This is a genomic window from Azospirillum brasilense, assembly GCF_001315015.1.
Classification (GTDB): Bacteria; Pseudomonadota; Alphaproteobacteria; order Azospirillales; family Azospirillaceae; genus Azospirillum; species Azospirillum brasilense.
Genome location: NZ_CP012915.1, coordinates 24680 through 49737, shown reverse-complemented (window position 1 = coordinate 49737; position 25058 = coordinate 24680). Strand labels below are relative to the sequence as shown.

Annotated in this window: 14 protein-coding genes; all 14 read left to right on the top strand. The window is 71.7% G+C overall.

Annotated features, from left to right (window positions below; translation table 11 throughout):
- Nucleotides 1–69: 69 nt before the first annotated feature.
- The 14 genes from AMK58_RS30490 (at nt 70) to AMK58_RS14020 (ending at nt 25052) form a co-directional block, all read left to right on the top strand.
- Nucleotides 70–7374 (top strand): hypothetical protein, encoded by a 7305-nt coding sequence (locus AMK58_RS30490; protein WP_059399087.1) that lies wholly within the window; start codon nt 70–72, stop codon nt 7372–7374.
- Nucleotides 7375–7508: 134 nt separating this feature from the next.
- Nucleotides 7509–8906 (top strand): TolC family protein, encoded by a 1398-nt coding sequence (locus tag AMK58_RS14075; protein WP_236778262.1) that lies wholly within the window; start codon nt 7509–7511, stop codon nt 8904–8906.
- Nucleotides 8903–10585: an ATP-binding cassette domain-containing protein gene (locus tag AMK58_RS14070; protein ID WP_059399086.1), complete on the top strand. Its 1683-nt coding sequence runs from the start codon at nt 8903–8905 to the stop codon at nt 10583–10585. Before AMK58_RS14075 ends, AMK58_RS14070 begins: the two co-directional genes overlap by 4 nt.
- A complete protein-coding gene (locus AMK58_RS14065; protein WP_059399085.1) occupies nt 10582–11967 on the top strand; it encodes an HlyD family type I secretion periplasmic adaptor subunit in 1386 nt (461 codons plus the stop codon). Before AMK58_RS14070 ends, AMK58_RS14065 begins: the two co-directional genes overlap by 4 nt.
- 181 nt (nt 11968–12148) lie before the next feature.
- Nucleotides 12149–15235 (top strand): ABC transporter substrate-binding protein, encoded by a 3087-nt coding sequence (locus tag AMK58_RS14060; protein ID WP_059399084.1) that lies wholly within the window; start codon nt 12149–12151, stop codon nt 15233–15235.
- A gap of 14 nt (nt 15236–15249) precedes the next feature.
- Nucleotides 15250–15627, top strand: coding sequence for a hypothetical protein (locus tag AMK58_RS14055; RefSeq protein ID WP_035677668.1), 378 nt, complete (start codon nt 15250–15252; stop codon nt 15625–15627).
- A 1-nt stretch (nt 15628) separates the two neighbouring features.
- Nucleotides 15629–16093 (top strand): hypothetical protein, encoded by a 465-nt coding sequence (locus AMK58_RS14050; RefSeq protein WP_059399083.1) that lies wholly within the window; start codon nt 15629–15631, stop codon nt 16091–16093.
- A complete protein-coding gene (locus AMK58_RS14045) occupies nt 16090–16818 on the top strand; it encodes a hypothetical protein (protein WP_059399082.1) in 729 nt (242 codons plus the stop codon). The genes AMK58_RS14050 and AMK58_RS14045 overlap by 4 nt, the downstream gene beginning before the upstream one ends.
- Complete coding sequence (locus AMK58_RS14040) at nt 16806–20120, top strand: type VI secretion protein IcmF/TssM N-terminal domain-containing protein (RefSeq protein ID WP_059399081.1); 3315 nt, start codon at nt 16806–16808, stop codon at nt 20118–20120. The genes AMK58_RS14045 and AMK58_RS14040 overlap by 13 nt, the downstream gene beginning before the upstream one ends.
- A 381-nt stretch (nt 20121–20501) precedes the next feature.
- A complete protein-coding gene (locus AMK58_RS14035; protein WP_051140529.1) occupies nt 20502–21017 on the top strand; it encodes a YcjF family protein in 516 nt (171 codons plus the stop codon).
- A 42-nt stretch (nt 21018–21059) separates the two neighbouring features.
- A complete protein-coding gene (locus AMK58_RS30895) occupies nt 21060–21230 on the top strand; it encodes a hypothetical protein (protein WP_167555913.1) in 171 nt (56 codons plus the stop codon).
- A complete protein-coding gene (locus tag AMK58_RS14030; protein WP_051140530.1) occupies nt 21227–21988 on the top strand; it encodes a substrate-binding periplasmic protein in 762 nt (253 codons plus the stop codon). Before AMK58_RS30895 ends, AMK58_RS14030 begins: the two co-directional genes overlap by 4 nt.
- Before the next feature lie 9 nt (nt 21989–21997).
- Nucleotides 21998–23722 (top strand): ATP-binding cassette domain-containing protein, encoded by a 1725-nt coding sequence (locus AMK58_RS14025; protein WP_035677680.1) that lies wholly within the window; start codon nt 21998–22000, stop codon nt 23720–23722.
- A 1-nt stretch (nt 23723) separates the two neighbouring features.
- Nucleotides 23724–25052: a prohibitin family protein gene (locus AMK58_RS14020; RefSeq protein ID WP_059399080.1), complete on the top strand. Its 1329-nt coding sequence runs from the start codon at nt 23724–23726 to the stop codon at nt 25050–25052.
- The last annotated feature ends 6 nt before the right edge of the window (nt 25053–25058 follow it).

Sequence of the window (25058 nt, the reverse complement as noted above, 5' to 3'; positions counted from 1 at the left end):
TTTCTTTAACAAATCACTTTGTTATTGGCCTTCCCGATACGCGACCGCCGCGATGGCGAGAGGGCCACTATGCCGGACACCCTGGACGCCACCGCCCCGCTCCTGACCATCCCCGATGCCCTGGCGTCCGAAGCGGCGGCGGTGCTGCTGGGCGGCGATCCCGGCGCGCTGAAGGCCGTGCAGGAGAAGCTGGCGGCGGCGCTGACCGGACAGGGCCTGCCGGACGGCGCCGCGGGCAGCGTGGCGGACGGCTGGATGCGCGACGTCGCGGCGGGGGTCGGCGCCAGCGCCACGCCCGATGAGGCCATCGCCCAGGCGAGCCGGATCGCCGCCGGCACGGCGGCGCGCATGGCGGAAGCCGCCCAGGAAACCGCGGCGCTGACCGGGGAGCAGCGCCTGGCCGTCGCCCTGGCCCAGGGACAGGGAATCGGGCCGGGCGGCGCGAACGATTCCAAGACGGCGTCCGACCTGTCGGCGGCGCTGTTCAGCGGGGTGATGGACCCGGCCGCTCGCCCGGCGGGCGCCGCCGACCCGATCGCCGCCCTGTCGCAGGCTCTGACCGCTTCCCCCACCGCCCCGGCGGTGCCGGACGCCGTTTCCGTCTCGCCGTCCGACAAGCTCGCCGCGGCGCTCGCCTCCGGCGTGGGGGTGCAGGACGCGGTGACGGCGCTCGGCCCCGGATCGGGCGGTCACTTCGCCGAAGCGCTGGAACACGCCCTGTCCAGCGGCGCCGACGCCGCCGGCGCCATTGCCGAGGCTCAGGCGTTGAGCGCCGCCGGCGCGGTCCAGACCAATTCCGTCGCGGTCGAACAGACCGACGGCGCGCGCCTGCTCGGCGCGCTGGCCGCCGGAAAGACCGACGATGCGGGCGGCGCGCTGGCCGGCAACCCTGCCTTCACCAGCGTCCTGAACGACGCGCTGGCGCAGGGCGCGCAGCCGGACGCGGCGCTCGGCGCCTCGGCGCGGGCGCAAACGGACATGGCGGCCCGGCAGGATGCTGCCGCCGTGCCGGCGAAACCGGCGGACGCGCTGGTCGCCTCGCTGTCGTCCGGCCAGAATGTGGCGGCCACCGTCAAGACCTTCGCCGCCGCCGCCGGGCTCGACGGTGCGGCGGCCGGCGGCTTCGGCGAGGCGCTGGGGCGGGCCCTGTCCAGCGGTCAGGAGATGTCCGGCGCACTGGGCTCGGCGCAGCAGACCGTGTCCACCGCGCTGGCCCTGTCCGCCGAAACCGCGAAGGGCGTCAAGAGCGACGGGCTGATCGCGGCGCTGGCCAGCGGGCAGAACGTCCAGCAGGCGGTGCAGGCGCTCGGCGGGTCCGGCGCCGCCTTCAACGCCGCGCTCGGGCAGGCGCTGGCGGACGGGCGCGCCCCCGGAGCGGCGCTGGCCGCCGCCCGCCAGACGGCGGAGACGGTGCAGCAGAACGCCCAGGGCAGCGAAGTTCCCGTGTCCGCCGAGAACAAGGCGCTGGCCGATCTCGCCAACCCGCCGCCCGCGGGAGAGGCGGCCAAGGACGGCGCCAAAGGAGACGGCGAAAAGGGCGGTGAAAAGGGCGGCGGGGAGAAATCCGCCGAGCAGGTCGCCGAAGCCCCGGCCGAGGGCAAGGAGGGCGGCAAGGACGAGGGCGGCGAGAAGGACGGCGCCAAAGAGGAAGGCGCCAAAGAGGAAGGCGCCAAGGAAGACGGGGCCAAGGAGGACGCGAAGGGCGAAGCCGCCGACGCCTCCACCGACGCCTCCTCGGCGGAGGGCGAGGCGTCTCCGGCCGCCGCCAAATCCAGCATGGGAAGCGAACCCGCGCTGAAGCCGATCAGCTTCGACGCCGCCGGAACCGCCAAGAGCGCCGACACCGCCGCGCCGAGCGTCACCGCCCCCGCGCCCACCACCAGCGCCCCGACCGCCTCCCCGGCGGTCACCAAGGCGCTGACCAGCGACCCCTTTGCCGTCGCCGCGCAGATCCAGCAGCAGGTGGCCCGCGCCATCGAGGCGGCCACTGTCACCCCGCCCGCGACGGTGCCGCCGGTGGCGGCCCCCACCCTCTCGGCCGGCTTCGACGCGGCGGCCTTCGCGAAGGCCCTGGCGATCGCCGAGGGCACCGCGGTCCCGGCCGGCTTCGCCGTCTTTCACCTGATCGAGGCGATGTTCCGGCCCGGCGAGGCCGGCAGCAGCGTGATCGGCGTCGCCGTGGTGGCGAACCCGGACTCCCCAGTCGGCGTCTGGCAATACAGCGTGGACGGCAACGTGTGGCTGGCGGTGGGCGCGGTCGGCGACGGCGCGGCGCTCGTGCTTCCGGACAGCGCCCTGCTGCGCTTCCTGCCCGCCGCCAACTGGAACGGCACCGCGCCGTCGCTCGGGCTGCGGGCGGTGAACAGCGAATGGGCCGAAGGCTTCAGCGGCGCCGAACACCGGCTGTTCACGCTGACCGGCGTCGGCGGCACCACCCCGCTGTCGGGGGACGTCACCCCGTTGACGCTGGAGGTGACCCCGGTGAACGGCGCCCCGGTGGCGACCGGCGCACAAGCGGTCCTGGCCCCCATCGCGGAAGACAGCGCCGATCCAGCGGGCGCCAGCGTCGCGTCGCTGTTCGGCGGGCTGTTCTCCGACCCCACCGACGCGGTGTTCGGCTCCGCCGGCAACGGCTTCGCCGGTGTGGCGGTGGTCAGCAACGCGGCGACCGCCGCGCAGGGCGTCTGGCAATATTGGACCGGTTCCGCCTGGACCTCCGTGGGCGAGGTCGCGGAGGGAACAGCGCTGATCCTCGCTGCCGACGCCAAGCTGCGCTTCCTGCCGGCGGCCAACTGGAACGGCACCACCCCGGCCCTGACCGTCCGGCTGATCGAGGACGGCGGCACGCCCGTCGTCACCGGCGGCCGTGTCGACCTGACGACCGGCGTCGGCGGCAGCACCGTCTACAGCACCGGCACCATCGCCCTGACCGGGACCGTCACTCCGGTCAACGACGCGCCGGTCGCCACCGGAACGACGACGCTTCTGCCGGCGGTCCTTGAAGACGCCGCCGACCCGGCGGGCGCCACCGTTTCCAGCCTGTTCACCCATCTGTTCTCCGACCCGGCGGACGCGGTGGCGGGCGGGTCTGCCGCGAATGGCTTCGCCGGCATCGCCATCGTCGGCAACGCGGCGACCGCGCAGGGCGTGTGGCAGTACTGGACCGGCACGGGCTGGGCCGCCGTCGGCACGGTGTCGGACGGCAACGCCCTGCTGCTGTCCGCCGACACCAAGCTGCGCTTCCTGCCCGCCGCCGATTGGAACGGCGTGCCGCCGAGCCTGGTGGTGCGCCTGATCGACGATTCGCAAGGGGCCGTGACCAGCGGCGAGCGGACGGACGTGACGGGTGCCGGCGGAGACAGCCGCTACAGCCTCGGCACCATCGCTCTGACCACTGCCGTCAGCGCGGTCAACGACGCCCCCGTAGCGACGGGCAGCACGGCCACCCTGCCGACCATCGCCGAGGACACTGTCAACCCGGCGGGAGCCACCGTCTCCGCCCTGTTCGGTCACCTGTTCTCCGACGCCGCCGACGCGGTCAGCGACGGGTCCACCGCCAATGGCTTCGCCGGTGTCGTGGTGGTCGGCAACGCCGCCACCGCGGCGCAAGGCGTGTGGCAGTACTGGACCGGCACCGCCTGGGCCGGCATCGGCGCGGCGAGCGACGCCAACGGGCTGCTGTTGGCCGCCAACACGGCGCTGCGCTTCGTTCCCGCCGCCAACTGGAACGGCATCACCCCGGCCCTGACCGTCCGGCTGGTCGAGGACGGCGGCGCGCCGCTGGTCACCGGCACCCGCGTCGACCTGACCGGCGGTGTCGGCGGCAGCACGGTCTACAGCGCCGGTACCATCGCGCTGACCGGGACCGTCACCCCCGTCAACGACGCGCCGGTCGCCACCGGAACGACCACCGTCCTGCCGACGATCGCCGAGGACACCGTCAACCCGGCGGGTGCCACGGTCACCAGCCTGTTCGCCCACCTGTTCTCCGACGCGACGGACGCCGTGAGCGGCGGTTCCGCCGCCAATGGTTTCGCCGGGATCGCCATCGTCGGCAACGCAGCGACCACGCAAGGTGTGTGGCAATACTGGACGGGCACGGGCTGGACCGCCGTGGGGGCGGCCTCGGACGGCAACGCTCTGCTGCTGGCCGCCAACACGGCGTTGCGCTTCGTTCCCGCGGCCAACTGGAACGGCATCACCCCGGCTTTGACCGTCCGTCTGATCGACGACTCCCAAGGGGCCGTGACCAGCGGCGGACGGGTCGCCCTGGCGAGCGTGGGCGGCGACAGCCGCTACAGCGCCGGCACCGTCGCCCTGACCACCTCGATCACCCCCGTCAACGACGCCCCCGTGGCGACGGGCACGGCAGCCACGCTGCCGACCATCGCCGAGGACACCGCCAACCCGGCGGGAACCACCGTCGCCAGCCTGTTCGGCCATCTGTTCTCCGACGCCGCCGACGCGGTGAGCGGCGGCTCGGCGGCCGACACGCTGGCCGGCGTGGTGGTGGTCGGCAACGCCGCCACCCTGGCGCAAGGGGCATGGCAGTACTGGACCGGGGCGACCTGGGCCGACATCGGCACGGTCAGCGGCGGCAACGGCCTGCTGCTGGCCGCCAACACGGCGCTGCGCTTCGTTCCCGCCGCCAACTGGAACGGCACCACGCCGGCCTTGACCGTCCGGCTGGTCGACACGTCGCAAGGCGCGATCGCCAGCGGCGCGCGGGTCGACGCGACGAGCGTCGGCGGCAGCACCGCCTACAGCGCCGGAACCATTGCGCTGACGGGCACGGTCATTCCGGTCAACGACGCCCCGGTGGCGACGGGCACGACGGCGACCCTGCCGACCATCGCCGAGGACACCGTCAATCCGACGGGCACCAGCGTCACCGCCCTGTTCGGCCATTTGTTCTCCGATCCCGCGGACGCCGTTGCGGGCGGCTCCGCCGCCAACGGCTTCGCCGGTGTCGCCATCGTCGGCAACGCGGCGACCGCCGGGCAGGGCGTCTGGCAATACTGGTCCGGCTCCGCCTGGATCACCGTGGGCGCGGTGGCGGAAGGCTCGGCCCTGGTCGTCGCCGCCAACGCGATGCTGCGCTTCGTTCCCGCCGCCGACTGGAACGGCACCACCCCGGCCCTGACCGTCCGGCTGATCGAGGACGGCGGCGCCCCCATCGTCACCGGCGGCCGCGTCGACCTGACAGCCGGCGTCGGCGGCAGCACCGTCTACAGCGCCGACACCATCGCCCTGACCGGAACCGTCACCCCCGTCAACGACGCGCCGCAGATCACCGCCGGCACGACGGCGCTGGCGACGATGAAGGGCGTGGCGGTGGCGGTCACCGGCCTGTCGGTGTCCGACGTCGACGTCGACGCCGGCGCGCTGCCGATGCTGGTCACGCTGACCGCCGGCCACGGCACGCTGACCCTGGCCGGCGCCGGGTGGGACGCCGTCATCACCGGCAACGGAACCGACACCGTCACCATCCGCGCGACGCTCGCCACCATCAACGGGCTGCTCGGCGCCGCCAACGGGCTCCTCTACACGGCAAGCGCCTACACCGGGGCCGACGCCATCCGGATCGTCGTGGACGATCTCGGCAACGGCGGGTCCGGCGGGCCGCTGACCGCGACCGCCACCATCGGCGTCACCGTGGCGCCGCCGAACGCCTCCCCCGTCCTGATCGACACCAACCTCGACGTGGCCGTGGCGGCGGAGGCCCTGGCCGCCCCCACCGCGGGCACGGTCGGCTTCGCGGTGTCCAAGCTGGTCGGGCTGAACGGCAGCGGCCCGGGGAACGTCACCGACACCGACGCGGGGGCCGTCGTCGGCATCGCCCTGACCGGCACCGACGAGAGCTATGGCCGCTGGTGGTTCTCCACCGACAACGGTGCGACCTGGAGCCTCGTCGGCGCGGTCAACGACAGCGATTCCGCCCTTCTGCTGCGCGCCACCGACCGGCTCTACTTCCAGCCCAACGCCGCGGTGCCGGCCACCGTCAACGGCGCCCTGACCATCCGGGCCTGGGACCAGACCACCGGCAGCGCCGGGTCCAAGACCGCCATCACCCTCGGCGATGGCAGCGCCTTCTCCGCCGCGACGGACACCGTCACCCTGCATCCCGGCGTGCTGATCCCCAACGGCTCCTTCGACAAGGGGTTGACCGGCTGGAGCTACACCGGCGGCGCCACGGTGGGCGCGACCGGCGACGGGCATGAGGGCACCCTGACCTCCGCTGGCGGACAGTCGCCGACGCAGCTCGAGGATTTCCTCGGCCTCACCCACGGCTCCATCGCCACGGCGACCGGGACCATTCCGTCCTTCGGCAACGCGATGAAGCTGGCCACCTCCGTCACGGTGACGAAGGACACGACGCTGACCTTCGACTGGACCTTCATCTTCTCCGACCCCGGCTATCACGACTTCGCCTTCGTCAGCGTCAACGGCGTGGTCACGCTGCTCGCCAAGGACGCGAGCGCCAGCGGGAAATTCAGCGTCGTCATCCCGGCCAACACCACCCTGTCGCTGGGCTTCGGCACCTCCGACACCAGCGACAACAGCGTCAACCCGATCCTGCGCGTCGACAACATCAAGCTGACCACCGTCGCCAGCGACCCCATCGTGCTGGACATGGCCGGCGACGGGCTGGCCCTGCGGGCGCTGACCGACGGCGTCCTGTTCGACGTCAGCGGCGACGGCGTGGCCGACCGCACCGGCTGGGTCGGCAAGGGCAACGCCCTGCTGGTGCGCGACGACAACCACAACGGGCAGATCGACGACGGGCGCGAGCTGGTGTCGGAGCATTTCGGAAAAGGCTTCAACAGCAGCCTGGAGGCGCTCGCCTCGCTCGACAGCAACCACGACGGGCGCATCGACGCCGCGGACGAGAGCTTCGCCACGCTCCAGGTCTGGCAGGACGCCGACGGCGACGGGGTGAGCCAGCCGGGCGAATTGCGCACTCTGGCGGAGGCCGGAATCCTGTCCATCGCCACCACGGCCACCCCGACCGACACGACTCTGGCCGGCAGCCAGATCCTCGGCACCACCAGCATGACCATGGCCGACGGCAGCAGCCGGCTGGTGGCCGGCGTCGCCTTCGACGCGCAGGCCACCGTCGCGGCGCAGCTGCACAACCAGCCGCTGGCCACGTCGCCATTGCCATCGCCATCGCCATCGCCTCAGGCCGATCATGGGCGCTTCGACTACGCGGCACTCCTCTCCTCCGGTCTGGGGCTGCCGGACAATATTCCGGTTGTGCAAAACGGCCCGGACACCCACAGCGGCGATTGGGCGATCGCGCTTCACGCCGTGGACACACACCACACCACAACCCATGCCTCGACGATTGTGCCGGTCGCAGAAAATTCATAGGCGCCTGACAGAATTCGACGCATTTTTAGGTATTTGGATACTGTTTTGTCCTAAATGAGTATGAGAGTTCTCGACTAAGATCATCATCGCTGTAAGCCGAATGGCTTAGACATGCGGCGATCTCCAGGACCCTCATGCACAAGTTTTGTCTTATCGCCACGGTTGCGCTTCCGCTCCTGACCGGAGCGCCACAATCTCTAGTTGCAGCTCCGCGCGACGAGGTGGTGGCGCTGATCGGCAAGGCGACGGAAACCCACGACCGCCTGCGCGGGGCGGAGGCCGCCGCCGACGGGGCCCGCAACGCCCTGCGGGTCAGCCATGGCGGCTGGTTCCCGACGCTGAGCCTGTCGGCCAACGGCGGGCGCGAGAGCACGACCAAGCCGGCGGGCCTGCCCAACACGGACATGAACGCGTCCCAGTTTTCGGCGCGGGCGACGCAGCTGATCTGGGACTTCGACGCGACCAACGCCGACATCCGGCGCGCCCAGGTGACGCTGGTCCGCGCTGACATCGCGGTGGAGCGCACCCGGCAGGAGCTGCTGGTGGAGGGCCTCACCGCCTACGCCAGCCTCGTCCGCGCCCACCAGCTGCTCGCCTTCGCGCGCCAGTCCGAAGACAACATCCGCCGCCAGACCGGGTTGGAGGAGGTGCGGCTTCAGGAGGGCTTCGGCTTCTCCACCGACGTGCTTCAGGCCAAGAGCCAGCTGGCCGGCGCCCAGGCCCGCCGCGTCGCGGCGGAGGAGGCGACGCAGAACGCGCAGAGCCGCTTCCAGGCCTTCTTCGGCCATGTCCCCTTCCAGGTCAGCAACGCCCAGGTCCTGGCGATGACGCGCGCCGGCCTGCCCGTCTCGATGGACGCGGCGGTGGAGGAGGCGCGCCGCCACAACCCGCGTCTCCAGGAATTGGCCCTGACCACCGCGGCGGCGCAGGAGGCGGTGACCTCGGTGCGCGGCCGCACGCTCTACCCGCGGATCGACGGCTTCGTGGAACACAACATCAAGCGCGACGTCGCCGGCCAATCCGGGCGGCAGAACGAGCTGCTGTTCAAGCTCCAGGTCACCTTCTCGCTGAACACCGGCCTGACCGCGCTCAACAGCATCCGTCTGGCCGAGGCCGACCTGCGGGCCGCCGACGCCACCTGGGCCGACCAGGAGCGCACGGTGCTGGAGACCGTCCGCAACAGCTGGAACCGGCTGGAAAGCGCCCGCGCCCAAGTGCAGCTTCTGAATGACCAAGCGAGCCTCGCCGCCGGCTTCCTCGACGTGGCGCGGTCGGAGCGCGAGCTGGGCACCCGGTCGCTGATTGACATCCTGTCGGGCGAGACGACTCTCATCAACGCGCGCAGCGACGCCGCCGCGGCGGAGACGGAACTGGTGCTGGCCGGCTACCGCCTGCTCGCCGCCATGGGCCGGCTGAACGCCACCGACATCCAGACCAAGCCGATGCCGAAGCTGACCGCGCCGGGCCGTGGCGCTTTCCGCGACCAGGGCGGACGCGATCCAGGCCGGCGCGGAACGGGAGACCCGCGATGAGCGGCGGCGCCATCGGTCTTCTGGTGCTCCGGCTGCGCGCCAACCTGCGGCTGACCGCCCGCGTCTTCGCGGCGTCTCTGGCGGCGAACCTGCTCGGGCTGGCCTCGTCCTTCTACACGATGCTGGTGCTGAACCGCTACGTGACGCACGGCGTCGACTCCACGCTGGCGGCGCTGACCGTCGGCGTCGTCCTGTCGATCGCCTTCGAGCATCTGTTCCGCCACGTCCGGCTGGGCATCGCCGGGCGCATCGGGCGGGCCGAGCACGAGCGGCTGACCACCGGGGCCTTCGGCATCCTGATGACCGCGCGCAGCGGCGCCGGATCGGCGGAGGGCGACGCGGCCCGGCGCGAGGCGCTGCGGGCGCCGGAGCAGATCGACTCCGCGCTCGGCTCCGCAAACCTCGCGACGCTGTTCGACCTGCCCTTCGCGCTCGGCTTCATCCTCGTGGTGGCGCTGATCTCCTGGCCGCTGGCGGCGATCTGCCTCGTCTTCACGCTGCTGGCCATCGCCGCCGGGCTGCTCGCCCAGGCGGACATGCGAGCGGTCGGGCGCGACCTCGCCCAGGCCGGCGCCGACGCCCAGGGGCTGGTCACCACCGCCATCGTCGGGCGCGACGCGGTCGCCCTGTTCGGCGGCGCCAAGCCGCTGCTCGGCGACTGGCAGCGCGCCGCCAAGGCCCTGCGCTTTTTCCGAGAGCGCATGTCGATGCGCCAGGGCCGCGCCCAGTCGGCGGCGCAGAGCCTCCAGGCGCTCCAGGGCGTGGCGGTCATCGCCACCGGCGCCGTTCTGGTGGTGCGCGGCGAGCTGGACGTCGGGTCGCTGATCGGCATCAACCTGCTGGTCGGCCGCGCGCTTGCCCCCTTCACCCGGCTGGCCCAGATCGGCGAGTCTCTGGCGATGGCCCGGCAGGCGCAGGCGCGGCTGGAGCAGTTCGCCCGCACCGCGGTCGAGCCGACCGGCGGCACCAGCCTGCCCCGCTACGCCGGCACGCTGGAACTGCGCGACCTGACCTTCACCCCGCCGGGCGGCGTCACGCCGCTGCTGCGCCGACTGACCCTGTCGGTGCCCGCCGGCAACATCCTGGTGCTGAAGGGCCGCAACGGCTCCGGCAAATCGACGCTGATCCGCCTGATCGCCGGTCTGGCCGACCCGCAGGAGGGCGCGGTGCTGGCCGACGGGGTGGACATCCGCAAATTCGCCCCCTCCTGGTGGCGCCAGCAGATCGGGCTGCTGCCCCAGGAGCCGGTGTTCCTCAACCGCACGATCCGCGAGAACCTGCTGCTCGCCAACCCGCGCCTGTCGGAGACCGAGCTTCACGCCGTCCTGCACCGCGCCGGGGCCGACCGCACGGTGGCCGACTGCGCCCAGGGGCTCGACACGCCGCTGCGCAACTTCGGCCACGAGCTGCCGACCGGCCATCGCCGCCGGCTGGCGCTGGCCCGCGCCCTGGCGGTCGGCGGACGGCTGATCCTGCTCGACGAGCCGACCGACGGGCTGGACTCCGAAGGCACCGCCACCGTCTACCGCACGCTGATCGAACTGGCGCGGAGCGGCCACACGGTGATCATCGCCTCCCACGACCCGCGCATCCTCCAGGGCGCCTCCCTGGTGCTCGACCTCGACCAACCGAACGGCGCGGCCACCGTCCGCGAGCCGGCGGGGCTGGTGACGCCATGAAGCCGCTTCCCCTGCTGACCCGAAAGCCCGCCGCCGGCCCGGCGTCCGCGCCGAACGCCATTCCGACAGTCGTCCCGGCTGCCCTCCCGGCCGCCCTGATGGGAACGCAGACCGCGGACACCGAAAGCCGCTTCGGCGACGGCCTGTTCGCGGTCAGCATCGCCGCCTTCCTCGCCGCGCTCGGCTGGGCGGCCTTCGCCGAACTGAACGTCTCCAGCAGCGCGCCCGGCGACGTGGTGCCGCTGTCCTACAACCAGTCGGTCCAGCATTTCGAGGGCGGCATCGTCCGCGACATCCTGGTGCAGGAAGGCGATTCGGTCACCGCCGGACAGGTGCTGGTCGAGCTGGACCAGACCAAGATCCGCGCCGACCTGGAGGAGCTGAAGCTGCGCCTCGGCTCGCTGTCCGCCGACACGGCGCGGCTGGAGGCGGAGGTCGGGCGCCGCGAGGCCATCGACTTCCCCGAGCGGCTGCTGCGCGAGCGGCCCGATCTGGTGGCACAGACCCGCGACCTGTTCCGCGCCCGCCGCGACCGTCTGGCCTCCGACCTCGACATCCAACGCCAGGACATCGCCCAGCGCGAGCAGCAGGTGGCCGCCGTGCGGGCGCGCATCGGCGGCTCCCAGGTGGCGCAGGGGCTGATCCGCGAGCAGCTCTCCATCAGCGAGACCCTGCTGAAGCGCGAGATCACCAACCGCATGAAGCACCTGGAGCTTCTGCGCGACGACGCCCGCGTCAGCAGCGCCATTGCCGAGGACCGCGCCACGCTGGCCCAGGCCGAGGCGGCGCTGGCCGAGGCACGCAGCAAGCTGGTGTGGATCGGCCGCAAGTACGAGGAGGAGAGCCGCAACGCCCTCGACGAGGCCCGCCGCAACCACGACGAGCTGTCGCAACGCCTGACCCGCTACCAGGACAGCCTGGACCGCAGCAGCCTGCGGGCACCCATGGACGGCATCGTCAAGACGCTGGCCGTTTCCACCAAGGGCGCCGTCGTCAAGGCCGGCGAAACGGTGGTGGAGCTGGTGCCGCGCGACGGCAAGCTGGTGGTGGACGCCCGCCTGCCGGTGCAGGACATCGGCTATGTCCGCCCCGACCAGCCGGTGGTGGTGACGCTGGCCGGCGGCGACGCCTCGCGCTTTGGCCACATCGAGGGGCGGGTGCGGACGATCAGCCCCGACACGCTGCTCGACGCCAACAAGCAGTCCTACTACAAGGTCCGCGTCGAGCTGCCGGTGACCCGTTTCGACTACGGCGGCAAGACCTACGAGCTGTTCCCCGGCGTGCGCGTGACCTGCAGCATCCTGACCGGGCGGCGCACCATCCTCGACTATGTGTTCTCGCCGGTCCTCAACGGCCTCCAGCACGCGATGCAGGAGCAATGAGGATGCGCGCACCGATCGCTGTTTCCCCTCTCCCCCCTGGGGAGAGGGTCAGGGTGAGGGGGTTGTGCGTGTGCCGGATGCACCGCCACGCGCAACCCCCTCACCGGCCCTCCGGGCCACCCTCTCCCCAGGGGGGAGAGGGTTATTTCCACCCCGACACGGACCGCCCGAGGCCCACCCCATGCTGAGCTCGCTCCAGCCCCGCTCCCGGCCGCCGCTGCGCTGGTCGCACCTGACCAAGAAGGCGCGCTTCGCGCTGATCCTGGCGGCGGCGATGCTCGTCGCCGTGCTGGTCTCCCTGGTCGTCCGCGCCGGCTTCCTCGGCGACAGCGCGCGCGAGCCGCTGACCGTCGCCGTCGTCGGGCCGCTCAGCGGGCCGGACGCGGCGCTGGGGCTGGCCCTGCGCAAGGGGGCGGCGCTGCGCGCCGACACCATCAACGCGGCGGGCGGCATCGCCGGCCGTCCCGTGGTGGTCAAGCCCTTCGACGACGAGGGCGACAAGGGCAAGTCGCTGGAGATCGCCCGGCGCGTCTCCAACGATCCCTCCGTCCTCGCGGTGATCGGCCACACGCCCGACGCCACCGACAGCGCGACGGCGATCTACGCCCAGCGGCAGATCCCGCTGATCGCCCCGCGCCCGCTGGTCCGCCCGGCGGACGCCCCGCCCAGCCCCTGGCTGTTCAGCATCACGCTGGACCGCACGCATGAGACGCGCTTCCTCGCCAACTACGTCCGCAACGTGGTGGGCGAGCCGACCGTCGCCATCGTCCGCGAGGACAGCGAGCAGGCGGCATCGCAGGCCGGGCAGTTCGACGCGATCCTCCAGCGCTTCGGGACCAAGCTGGTCGGCCAGTGGACCTTCGCGCCGGGCCGCGGCGGTGCGTCCGCCCTGCCGGCGCTGGCCCAGGCGGTCAAGGAGAAGATGCCGACCGGCGCCGTCGTCGTCATCGGATCCGCTGTGGACAGCGCGCGGGTGGTGGTGGCGCTGCGCGACGCCGGGGTGCGCAACCTGATCGCCGGCAGCTCGGAGATGGCCTCCTCGGCCTTCCGCACCGAGATCGTCGCCCAGGCGCAGGCCAACCCCAAGGCGCTGACCCCGGAAGCCTACGGCCACGGCCTGCTGGTGTCCTCACCCGTGCTGTTCGACACGGCCAACGAGCGGGCGCAGCGCTTCTACGGCCAGTATGTGAAGCGCTTCAACGCGGTGCCCGACTGGGCGGCGGCGCTGGGCGCCGACGGCGTTGACCTCATCGCCGGCGCCATCGCCAAGACGAATGTCACGACCGGCAAGCCGGACGGCGAGGCGCTGCGCCGCGCCATCGCCGACCATGACCGCGCCGAGACCGCCTTCCAGGGCACGGTCGGCACCTGGACCTTCGACAACCGCGGACAAGCCACCCTGCCGGTGATGATGGCGTCCTACAACGGCCTGAACCCGGTGGCGGCGCTGACCCAGCTCCAGCCGATCCGCGAGGCCGGCGTCTCCAACTTCCTGGAGGAGGTCACCAAGGGCCGGGCGCTCTACGTCAACGACCGCTTCATGTACAAGACGGACGTCATCTACACCGGCGTCCAGCTCCACGAGATCCGCGACCTGAACCCGGACGCCAACGAGGCGACGCTGAACCTGACGATCTGGTTCCGATACCGCGGCGCCTTCAACCCGGCGGACGTCGTCTTCACCAACGCGGTCAAGCCGGTCGAGCTGGGCAAGCCCTACCGCGAGGAGCGCGGCGAGGTCACCACCTACGTCGCCTACCGGATCGAAGGGCGCTTCGCCCTCAACGTCTTCGACCAGCGCCCGCCCTACGGCAGCCAGACGGTCGGCGTCAGCTTCCGCCACCGGACGCAGAACCGGAACACGGTGATGTTCGTCACCGACGTGCTCGGCATGTCGCTGGTCGACACCAACGACTTCGTGGAGAAGCTGAAGGCGATGGCCGCCGCGGAGACCGCGTCCGCCGCCGATCCCGGCCTCGCCGACCGCTTCCGCCGCGCGCTGGAGGGCGAGAGCGAAAGCTCCACCCTGCTCGAGCAGCTCCGCGCCAAGCGGGTGCTGGCCCCGTCGCCCGGCTGGCGCCTGTCGCGCGCCTGGATCTCGCAGGACGTCGCCTCGGTCGGCAGCGAGGGTGACCCGAACTATGTCGGCTTCGGGCGCCCGCAGCCGGACTTCTCGCGCGTCGACTTCGGCGTGGTCGCGGCACCGGATTCCCCGGCGGCGCGCGATTTCATCCACCGCGACTTCTTCGTCTACATCGCCATCTTCAGCGCCGTGCTGGCGGTCTTCGCCGCAGTCATGGACCGCCGCGACCGCGGCCAGTTCTGGAAGATCCAGACGCTGTTCATGCGCATCCTGTCCTGGCCGCTGCTGCTGATGTCCGCCGGCAACATCGTGCTGGACCAGGCCGTGGCGACTCTGCCGCCGAGCGGGATCGCCATGGTGGTGAACGGCGTCAACGTGCTGTGGTGGATCGTGCCGGCCATCCTGGTCGACCGCACGCTGGAGCGCTTCGTCTGGACCCCGCTGGAGATCCGCACCCAGCGCAAGATCCCCGGCATCGTCCGCCGCTTCTCCACCCTGATCGTCTTCGGCTTCGCCGGCTGCGGCATCATCGCCTTCGTGCTGAAGCAGCCGATCACCAGCCTGCTCGCCGCCTCCGGCCTCGTCGGCATGGTCATCGGCCTCGCCATCCAGGCCAACATCGCCAACGTCTTCTCCGGCATCGTCCTGAACATCGAGCGGCCGTTCCAGATCGGCGACAGCATCCAGATCACCGATCTGGTGCGCGGCGTCGTGGTTGACATGACGTGGCGCACGGTGCGCATCCGCAACGTCGCCGGCTTCATCGTCGCCATGCCCAACGCCAAGGTGTCGGAGGCGACCGTCATCAATTTCAGCGCGGTCGACCGTGTGTCGATGAAGCTGGAATATTACGCCGACGCCCGCCACGACCCCGGCCGGATGGGCGGCCTGCTGACCACCGCCCTGCAGAACGCCGACAAGGTGATGGCAAGCGCCACCGGCGGCCCGCCCTTCGTCCGCTACGACGGCATCCGCGGCGTCAACGGCCAGTGGCTGTGCAAGTACAACCTGTTCTTCTGGGTCGAGGACTACGATGCCAGCTTCGTCGTGCCCGAGCTGGTCTGGCGGTCGGTCTACCGGACGCTGGCCGAGGCCGGCATCGAGCCGACCCCGCCCGACCTGATGGAGGCCGCCGGCCCCGCCGCGGTCGCCACCAACGCCCAGCGCCAGGCGATTCCGGTATGAGCAGGAACATTCCGATGATGCGAACCCTGATCGCCGCGACGGCGCTGTTGCCGGTCCTGCTCGCCGGGACGGGCTGCGCGCCGCTCGGCGGCGATCGCCCCGGCGCGATCCTGGAGAAGGTGGCCGACGGCGATTACGACGTCGGCATCCGCTACCCCGCCAAGCGCGCCCGCTACGTGATGATCGTGGAGGAGGACGAGGACGGCTTCGTCGTCACCAACCGTCCCGCCGGTGCCCGCGAGGTGGACACCGCCCCGGCTCCGGTGGTGGCGCAGCCGCAGCGCAACGACCGCGTGCTCGCCCCCTGCGCCGAGGCGACCGGCAACTGGTACCGTCACACTCCGGCGGGCTACGTCTGCGTCGGCCAGTCGGCGCCCGGCGGCGGTGGCTGACATGAAGCGCCTCGCGATGATCCTCGCTCTGACGCTTGCCGGCTGCGCCGCGGGTGCGCCCGCGCCCGGTGCGGGGGGCGCCGACGCCCCGGTGCTGCGCATCGTCGCCGAGCCCGACGCCAACGGGCGCCGCCCGGTCGCGGTCGACGTGGTGCGGGTGGCCGATCCGGCGCTGGCCGGACGGCTGGCTGGGCTCGACGCCGCGGGCTGGTTCCGCGACCGCGAGGCGCTGAGCGCCGAGGCCGGGAACCGGATCGCCATCGCCTCCTGGGAGATGGTGCCGGGCCAGAGCGTGCTTCTGCACAGCCTGCCGCCCTTCGCCACCGCCCCGACCCAAACCCTCGTCTACGCGCGGTACGGCGCGCCCGGCGCCCACCGGCAGACGCTGGACGGCGCCGGCGCCCTGGACGTGCGGCTGGGACGGGAGAGTTTCACCGTGGCTCCGCTGACGGAGGGAACGCCGTGACCGCCCAACTCGCCCCGGCCCATCCCACTCCGGCGCCGAAGACGGCGCCCGTGGGGGCCAAGCCCGCCGGCACGCTGGCCCTGTTCCGCGCCTTCCAGGAGGACCTGCTCGCCGGCTGCGCCGACGCGCAGGCCCCGGCGGGGGCGGTGGCCGACCGCCTGACCGCCACGCTCCACGGGATGAGCGGCGCCGCCGTCTCACAAGGGCCGGGCGCGCATGGCACGGTGGTCAAGGCGGTCTTCGCCATGGCCATGCTGGCCGACCGCGCGCTGGCCCAGACGCGGCCCGCCGACGCCGTGGTCTCCAGCCGCCTGTTCGGCGCGAACGCCACGCTGCAAACCCTGTTCGTGCAGGCCGACGACCTGATCCGCCAAGGCGCCAAGGCCGACCGCGGGCTGGCCGCCGTCTATCTCGCGGCGCTGGCGCTGGGCTTCCCCGACGACGCCCAGGCGACCGCCCGCCGCCCCGCCCTGCACCGCATCGTCGTCGGCGAGCGTGCCGCGGCCAGTCACCCCAGCCCGCGCGCCTGCGAGCCGGCGGACGGCGCCGTGCCCGGCTACCTCGCGCCGTCCGCCCGGCGCTGGTGGTGGGCGGTCGGCGGGACCGCCGTGCTGTTCCTCGTGGTCTCGCACCTGCTGTGGGCCGGCGCCGTCGGCGGCATCCAACGCGATCTGAGCGGCGCCCGCGCCGCGGTCGAGGACATGGGGCTGTCATGGTCCTACTGATTCTTACGCTGGAGCTGGTGCTCTCAACCATCGGCTCCGCCATCGTCTATCTGCTGTCCTTTGCCGTCACGCTGGCGCCCTACGCGCTGCTGGCGCTGCCGCTCTACATCTTCTACCGCCTCGGCCGGATGGTCTGGCCGAAGCTGCGCCGCTGGCGGCGCAAGCCCGCCGCCAAGGCCGCCGCCGGCCGGAAGGCGCCGGCCCGCCGGCCCGCCCCGCCGGCGCCGCTGCGCGTCCGCGCCGAGGCGCCTCCCCCCACGAAGGCCGCCGCCAACACGCCGCCCAACGCCCGCATCTATGGCGAGGGGCTGGATATCCTGACGCGGCAGATGCGCGGTCCCCTGCGCCGCGGCGACATCCCCTGGTTCCTCGCCTTCGGCGTCGGCGGCCCCGCTCTGCTCGCCACCGATCCGACCCATGTCCGCTGGCCCGAGGACGGCAACGGCGAGAACGGTTGCTGGTGGTTCTGCGAAGGGGCCGCGATCCTGCACGCCGGCGCCGATTCCGCCGACGGCTCCCGGCTGAGCGCGTCCTGGCCGGCGCTGGTCGCGGCGATGCGCAAGCGGCCGATGCGCCGCCCGCTGGACGGTATCCTGCTGATGGTCGGCGCCGACGAGCTGCGCGCCGCCGCCGAACGCCCCAGCCCGCGCGACGCGCTGACCAAGCGGGGCGCCGCCCTGCGGGAGCGCCTGCGGACTCTGCGCGACGATCTCGGCGTGGTCGGCCCGGTGCATGTGGTCGTGGTCCGCGCCGAGGCCCTGGACGGCTTCACCGACCTCTGCGCCGCCATGCCCTCCGCCCTGCTGGAGGGCGTGCTGGGTTGGACCAACCCTCAGGACTGGGCGAAACCCTTCGAGCCGCGCCGCATCGACGAGGCGTTCGAGGCCATCGCCGCCGACATCGCCGTGTTGGAGGCCGACGCCTTCGCCGCCGGCACCGCCGGTGTGCGGCTGCCGTTGCTGCCGGCGTCCCTGGACACGCTGCGCCATCCGCTGGCGCTGTTCCTCGACGGCGCCCTGGGAGGAGATGGGGGCGGCGACGACCAGACCGAGCCCTTCCCGCTGCGCGGCATCGCCCTGACCGGCGCCTATGCCCCGGCCACCGGCGGGCGCCGCCCGGTCTTCGCCCGCAACCTGCTGCCGGGCCGCGCCTTCGCCGAGGCCGGCTACGGGCGGCCGTCCGACGCCGCCTACCAGCAGGCCCACAAGCGCCGCCGGATGGCCCAGGCCGCGTTCGCCGCCTCGGTCGCCGGCCTGTCGGTCGCCGCGTGGCAGGGCGTGTCCAGCGTGTCCGCCGGCAGCCCGCCGGTCGCCACCGCCACCGCCGACCTGCGCCGGGCGCTGCTGGCGCGCGACGCCGTCACCAACGGGGCCCTGGCCGGTCGGGTGATCGCGGCGACGGCGGTGATGGAGCGCAGCTCCCTCGCCACGCCGCTGCTGCCGACCTCGCTGTTCAGCACCTTCGACGAGGACAAGAAGCGGCTCGCCTCCGTCACGCTGCGCCGCTCGGTGCTGCGGCCGATCCGCGACGCCCTGCTGCCCAGCGCCACCATGGCCGACCTGCCGCCGGTCGCCAACCCGCAGCGGGTGGAGGATCTGCCCGCCTTCCGCCGGCTTGCCGAGCAGCTCGACCGCATCGGCGGGCGGCGCGACGCGCTGGAGCGCTACGACCGCTTCCGCCGCAACAGCGGTTTCGACGAGCTGAACGCGCTGGCCGAAAGCGTCTACGGCGCCGTCCCCCGGTCGCCGATGACGGCGACGGACGGCTACATCACGCGCATCGCCGCGGGTGCCGATCTGCCCAACCTGGACGCGCGGACCATCGCCGCAGCGGTGCGCGCGGAATCGGTGCAGCTCGCCGCCCCGCTGGCCGAGGGGCTGTACGGCCGCAACCCGCTGATCCTGCGCGCCCAGGCCCTGGCCGAGCGGCTGCGCGGCCTTCCGGAAACGCCGTCCGCCGAGGATGTTGACGACGTCCGCCGCCTGACCGGCGCCGTCGCCGAAGCCGTTTCCTGGCCGATCGCCGGCGCCTTGCAGGAGCCCGCCCGCGGCCTGCCCGACGCGATCCGGGTGGCGCTCCAGAAGGCGGCCATCGCCGATCTGCCGGGACGCGACACCACCGACCGCATCACCGAGGCCCTGTCCACCGCCGCGACCGGAGCCCGCGCCGCCGTCCTGGCGCTGGACGCGCCGCAGACCGGCGCCCTGTTCGCGGTTGGCGACGGCGGCGCGCTGGTTCTCAACCCGGCGGTCACCGCGCTGCCGGACGCCCTGGCCGCCGCCCTGCCCGAACCGGTTCCCGACGCTCCCTCCGCCGAAGCCGCCAAGCCGGCCGAGCGGAAACCGGAGCCGCCAAAGCCCGAACAGGCCAAACCCGCCGAAGCCAGGCCCGCCGAAGCCAGGCCCGCCGAACCCAAGCTGGCCATGCCCGAAGCGGAGCCGGCCAAGCCGGTCACGACGGCCCCTCCTCCGCGGCCGGCCCCGTCGCCGGAACCCGCCGCGCCGCCGCCCGCCACCGCGGAAGCGCCGGCCGTCGTCGTGCACCTGCCAATCCCGCCCAGAATGCCGGTGGAAACCCCGGTTCCGGACAGCGACGTCGCCCTGTCCAAGTTGTCCACCGCCTTCGCCCAGACCCTCGCCGGACGCTTCCCCTTCGTCGGTTCCGAACCGGCGCGCGGCGCGGCGGACGCCGATCCGCAGGACGTCCGCCGCTTCTACCGGCAGCTCGACGAGCACCGGGCCGCGGTGATGCGGACCGCGACCCCCGAGGTCGCCGCCTTCATGGAGCGGATGGAGGCCGCCCGCCCCCTGCTGGAGGCCGTCGCGCGCCCGGCCCCCGTCAGTGTCCGCCTCACCTACGGCGCCAACCGCGCGCAGGAGGTCGGGGCGGAGCACATCATCGACTGGTCGGTGCGCTCCGGCGCCAGCGCGGTGGGGGCTTCGGCCAACGGCGGGACGCTTGCCTGGACGCCGGGCCAGCCGGTCCTGCTGAGTGCCCGCTGGGCCGCCGGGTCGCCCTTCCGTCCGAAGGGCGCGCCGGCGGGCGGCACCGCCGCGGCGACCGGCGACACCATCACTTTGGCCGAACGCGGGCCGTGGGCGCTGCTGCGCCTGCTGAAAGCCCATGCTCCGTCGTCGTCGCGGGACGGCCTGCTGCTGCGCGTCGCCCTGCCCACGCAGACCATCGAAGGGCAGCCGGTGCGCGACACCGTCCTGGTCCTGGGGGCGGCGGTCAGCGCCGGGACGCGCAACGAGCTTCCGGCGCGCGCCCTCGACCTGCCGGCCCGCTTCCCGCAGAGGTAGTGCAGTTCATTATACAAAGAAAAGCTCATGATGAACTTTGTTACAATTCGCAGAAAGATGACGCAGCTTCCAACAAAAACTCCGACGGTGGTCATAGGCATTTAATGCGTTGTTAAGCACTGAAAATGTATCAAGTCGTTGGGACATATTGGATCGTTGGGCAGTCATTCTTTGCTCAACGAAAGTCCCGAGAACCGATCTCTAATTTACCAGCGACAATAGGGGCATTCTTTTACCAATCGCTTAGGCAGCGGTTGATTGGCGATGCTTTGTTTCTTTCGGAATGCCAAACTTGCGACGAATAACGTCCTAAAACGTGCATCTGAGCTTATCGTTTCCACCTGAAATCAACCTCACCTGACCCTCGAAAGGTTTCGGATCATGGTAGACCGCAAGAAGCGCGCCCAGGAACTGATCAAGTACCACAGCTACGCCTCGGGCGCCTTCGGACTCATCCCCGTACCCGGCGCGGACGTCGCCGCGGTCAGCGTGGCCCAGCTCAACCTGATCCATAAGCTCGCCAAGCTCTATGAGATCGAGTTCGCGCAGGAGCGCACCCGCGCGATCATCGGCGCGCTGATGGGCGGCGTCATGCCCGGCGCGCTCAGCTCCAGCGTGCTCGGCTCCGCCGTGAAGGCCGTTCCGTTCATCGGCACCGCCCTGGGCGTCGCCGTCATGCCGGCGCTGTCGCTGGCCGCCACCCAGGCGCTCGGCCGCGTGTTCGCGCAGCATTTCGAGACCGGCGGCACGCTGCTGGACTTCGACGTCGAGGCGATGCGCGAGCATTTCCGCAAGGAGTTCGAGGCCGCCCGCAATGAGGGCGCCAAGGACGAGGCCGGCGAGGCCCCCGCCGCCGCACCGCAGATGGAAGAGCAGCCGGTCCAGAAGGCCGGCTAAGGGCACGACGCCGGGGCGCCGGGCAAAGAAGGAAGCATCGCCGTGTTCGAGCTGATCTACATCGGTCTCTGCCTGCTGGTCGGGTTTCTGGGGATCGGCCGCCGCGGCGGCTTCCTGCTTTACGCCTTCCTGGCGGTGGTTCTGACGCCGCCCGGCGCCCTTCTCGTGATGATCCTGCTGACCACCCGCGCCAAGAAGCGGGCGAAGGCATGACGGCGGGACCGGCGTTCCTCCTCCGCCCGGCCCTGCGGCTCCTGCTGCCGGTCCTGCTGGCGCTGCTCGCCGTGACCCTCCCGGCGCGCGCCGAATACTGGACCATCGCGTCGGAAGACCATTTCCCGCCCTACAACTACTCCTTCAACGGCACCCGCACGGGGATCGACACCGAGATCGTCGTCGCCCTGCTGAAGGAGCTGACCATCACCCCGGTCCACCGGCCCTTGTCCTGGACCGAGGTCGTCCGGTCGATGGATGAGAACACCGCCGACGTCGGGTTCCAGTTCATCGCTTCGCCCGCCCGTTTCGCGCAGTACAACATGATCGGCCCGTTCCGCACCGGCACGACCGTCTTCATGGTGCGCAAGGACTCCCCCATCGCCTTCGAGCGTCTGGAGGACCTGACCCCCTACCGCATCGGCGTGGTCGACGGTTTCGCCTACGCGCCGGACTTCGACGCCGCGACCTATCTGGAAAAGGTCCCGTCGAGCAGCAACGTGGTCAACTTCCGCCGCCTGATCCTGGGCCGGGTGGATGTGATCGTCGGCGACCTGCATGTGCTGAACCACATGGCCAAGCAGGACGGGCGCCTGAAGGACGTGCGCGTCCTGCCCAAGCCGCTCGGCCTGATCCCCCGCTACATCGCCATGCCCAAGGCGCGCAAGGAGAAGGCCGAGCGGCTGCAGGCCGCCTTCGTCAAGCTGCGCGACAACGGCACGATCACCCGCATCCTCGACTCCTGGCTGGCGGAGTGACGCGGACCGATGAGCAAAAGCAAGACAACCAAGCGTGCCGCGCCCAGCCGGCCCGTCTCGGCTCTGCTGCCCCTGATCGGGCTGGCCGACCGTGAGATCCTGACCCGGCTGGTGGTGACCGGCTGCGTCGCCGCCACCGCCAACCTCATCAGCCTGATGAGCCTCAGCGCGGAGCTGAACGGCTGGATGCGCGGCGAGGTGCTGGACACGCCCTTCCTGATCTTCTGCCTGTCGCTGCTGGTCTCCTACAGCTTCAGCAAGCGCTTCGTCGGGCTGGTGCTGACCACCGGCTTCAGCGCGCTGGCCGGGGTGCGGCGGCGTTTCCTGCAGACCGTCACGCTGGGCAACCACGCCGACATCCTCGACATGCAGGCGCGGCGCTCCTTCGACCTGGGCAACCACCATCTGGAGCGCATCGCGGCGCTGCTGCCCAACCTGTCGATCGCCGCCAACATGATGCTGGTGGCGGTCGTCGCCTACCTCTACCTGTGGACGCTGTCCACGGTGGGCGCGACGCTGCTTCTGGTGGCCGGCACGATGATCGGCGGCTGGTACGTGCGCGAGGCCCAGCGGACCCGCGCCCTGCTGGGCCAAGCCAAGGAGTCCGAGGTGCGGATGCTCCAGGGCTTCTCCGAAATCGTCGGCGGCAACGCCGAGATCAAGCTGGGCAAGGCGCGGCGCGACGAGCTGGCCCAGGCGGTCGAGGCCGACGTCGCCCAATGGGAGGACCTGAAGCGGCGCCACGGGCGCAATCTGGGCGAGCTGTTCTCCTGGATCGCCACCATCGTCATCGGCTTCTCCGCGGTCTTCGTCTTCATCTTCCCGCGCATGGGCGCGCTGTCGGCGGCGGAGCTTCCGCTGGTGACCTCGGTCATCCTGTTCCTCGCCCGGCCGCTGTCGAAATTCCTCAACGCCGTGCCCGACTACATCGCGGCGGAGGATGCGGCGAACCAGCTCACCACCCTGCTCGCCGCCATGCCGGCGGCGGAGTACGCGCCGTCGAAGCTGGCCCGCGCGCCGCGCCGCTTCTCCGCCATCGAGCTGCGCGACGTGCGCTTCGCCTACCGCGCCGGGCTGCGGCCCGAGCCCTTCGTGATCGGTCCCATCGACATGACCATCCCGGCGGGCAGCGTCGTCGGCATCGTCGGCGCCAACGGGTCGGGCAAGTCCACCCTGCTGCGCGTCATCCCGCTGCTGTTCCGCCCGGATGAGGGGCAGGTGCTGCTCGACGGGCAGGCGGTGGAGGGCGACCGGCTGGAATCCTACCGCGACCTGTTCTGCGCGGTGTTCCAGGACCACCACCTGTTCACCCGCCTGCCGCAAGGGCCGACCTTCGACGCGGAGCTGTTCCGCGAGATGCTGGTCTATCTGAAGATCGACCATCTGGTCCCGGAGACCGGCGACGGCCTGCTGAACCGCGACCTCTCCAAGGGCCAGCGCCGCCGCGTCGCCCTGGCCGTCGCGGTCGCGGAGGGGCGTCCGATCATCATCCTCGACGAATGGACGTCCGACCAGGACGCCGAGTTCCGCACCCGCTTCACCAACGAGATCATCGGCAAGCTGCGGGCGCTCGGCCGCACCGTGATCTTCGTGTCGCACGACGGCAACGCCGCGTCGGTCTGCGACGTGACCATCCACATGACCAACGGCCAAATGACAGACGGGCAGATGGACACGCCGGCCGAAACGGCCGCGTCCCGCCCCGCCACGGCTTTGCTCCAGGAGACCGCGTGACATGGCTGACCAGGCCTTCACCTACGACGACGCCGACGCGACGCCGCAGCCGAAGTCGCGCCTGCGCGCGCTGCTCGGCAACTGGTACGAGGAGCACCGCCGGTCGCTGCTGTGCACGCTGCTGGTCGGTATTCTGATCTTCCTCTACTTCGCGCCGTCGATCGTCGTCTTCATCCCCGCCGGCCACGGCGGCGTGCTGTGGAAGCGCTTCCACCAGGGCACCCAGATGGCTCCGGCCCTGGCCGAGGGCGTGCACGTCATCTTCCCCTGGGACAAGATCGAGGTTTACGACCTCCGCCTGCAGGAGGACACCCGTTCCTACTCGGCCATCGCCAACGACGGCCTGAACGTCAGCATCGAGATCACGGTGCGCTACCGCCCCTACGCGGAGATGCTGGCCGCCCTGCACAAGAACGTCGGGCCGAACTACCTGGAAGTGCTGCTGGTGCCGGAGGTCGGGTCGGTATCGCGCGAGATCGTGTCGCGCTTCAAGGCCGACGAACTCTACGCCCACCGCCGCCTGCGCGTTCAGACCGAGACCTTCGAGCAGGTCGCCGACCGCGTGATGTACGCCCAGATCATCGGGGCCGCGGACACGCCGAAGCCGGACGGGCGCACCAAGACCGGTTACGTGCTGATCCAGGACATCCTGATCCGCAACGTCTCGCTGCCCGAAGCGATCATGGTGTCGATCGAGCGCAAGATCCAGCAGGACCAGGCCGCCCAGGAATACCAGTTCCGCCTGCAGCGCGAGCTGTTCGAGAGCCAGCGCAAGCAGCTCGAAGGCCAGGGCATCCGCGCCTTCCAGGAGACGGTCCAGGCCAACCTGACCGAGAACTACCTGCGCTGGCGCGGCATCGAGGCGACGCTGGAGCTGGCCCATTCGCCCAACGCCAAGATCGTCGTCATCGGCAACGCCGCCAGCGGCGGTCTGCCCCTGATCCTCGACGCCGCTTCCGGCGGGGGCGCCACCCTCCCGATGCCGGGCGCCCCCGCCCCCGGCGCGCCGCAGGCGGGGGCCGCGACGGTCACCATGCCGAGCGGCCTGCCGGTGCCGCCCGCCGCGCAGCTCCCCTCGCTGAGCGGCGAGGGCACCCCCGGACAGGTGCCGGTGGCCCAGATGCCCAGCCTGAACACCGCGGGCGCCGAAGCCGCGCCGGCCGCGGCGGGCCACGCGCCGGCGGCGCCGGTCCCCGGCGTCAAGCCCCAGCCGGCGGGCGCCGCCCCGGGGACCGCCGGCGGACCGGCCAAGGACGGCAAGGCCGCCTCGGCCCCCATCCTGTCGAACATGTCGCCGTCCCGCCTGCTCGACCTCATCCAGTCCAAGTGAGCCGGC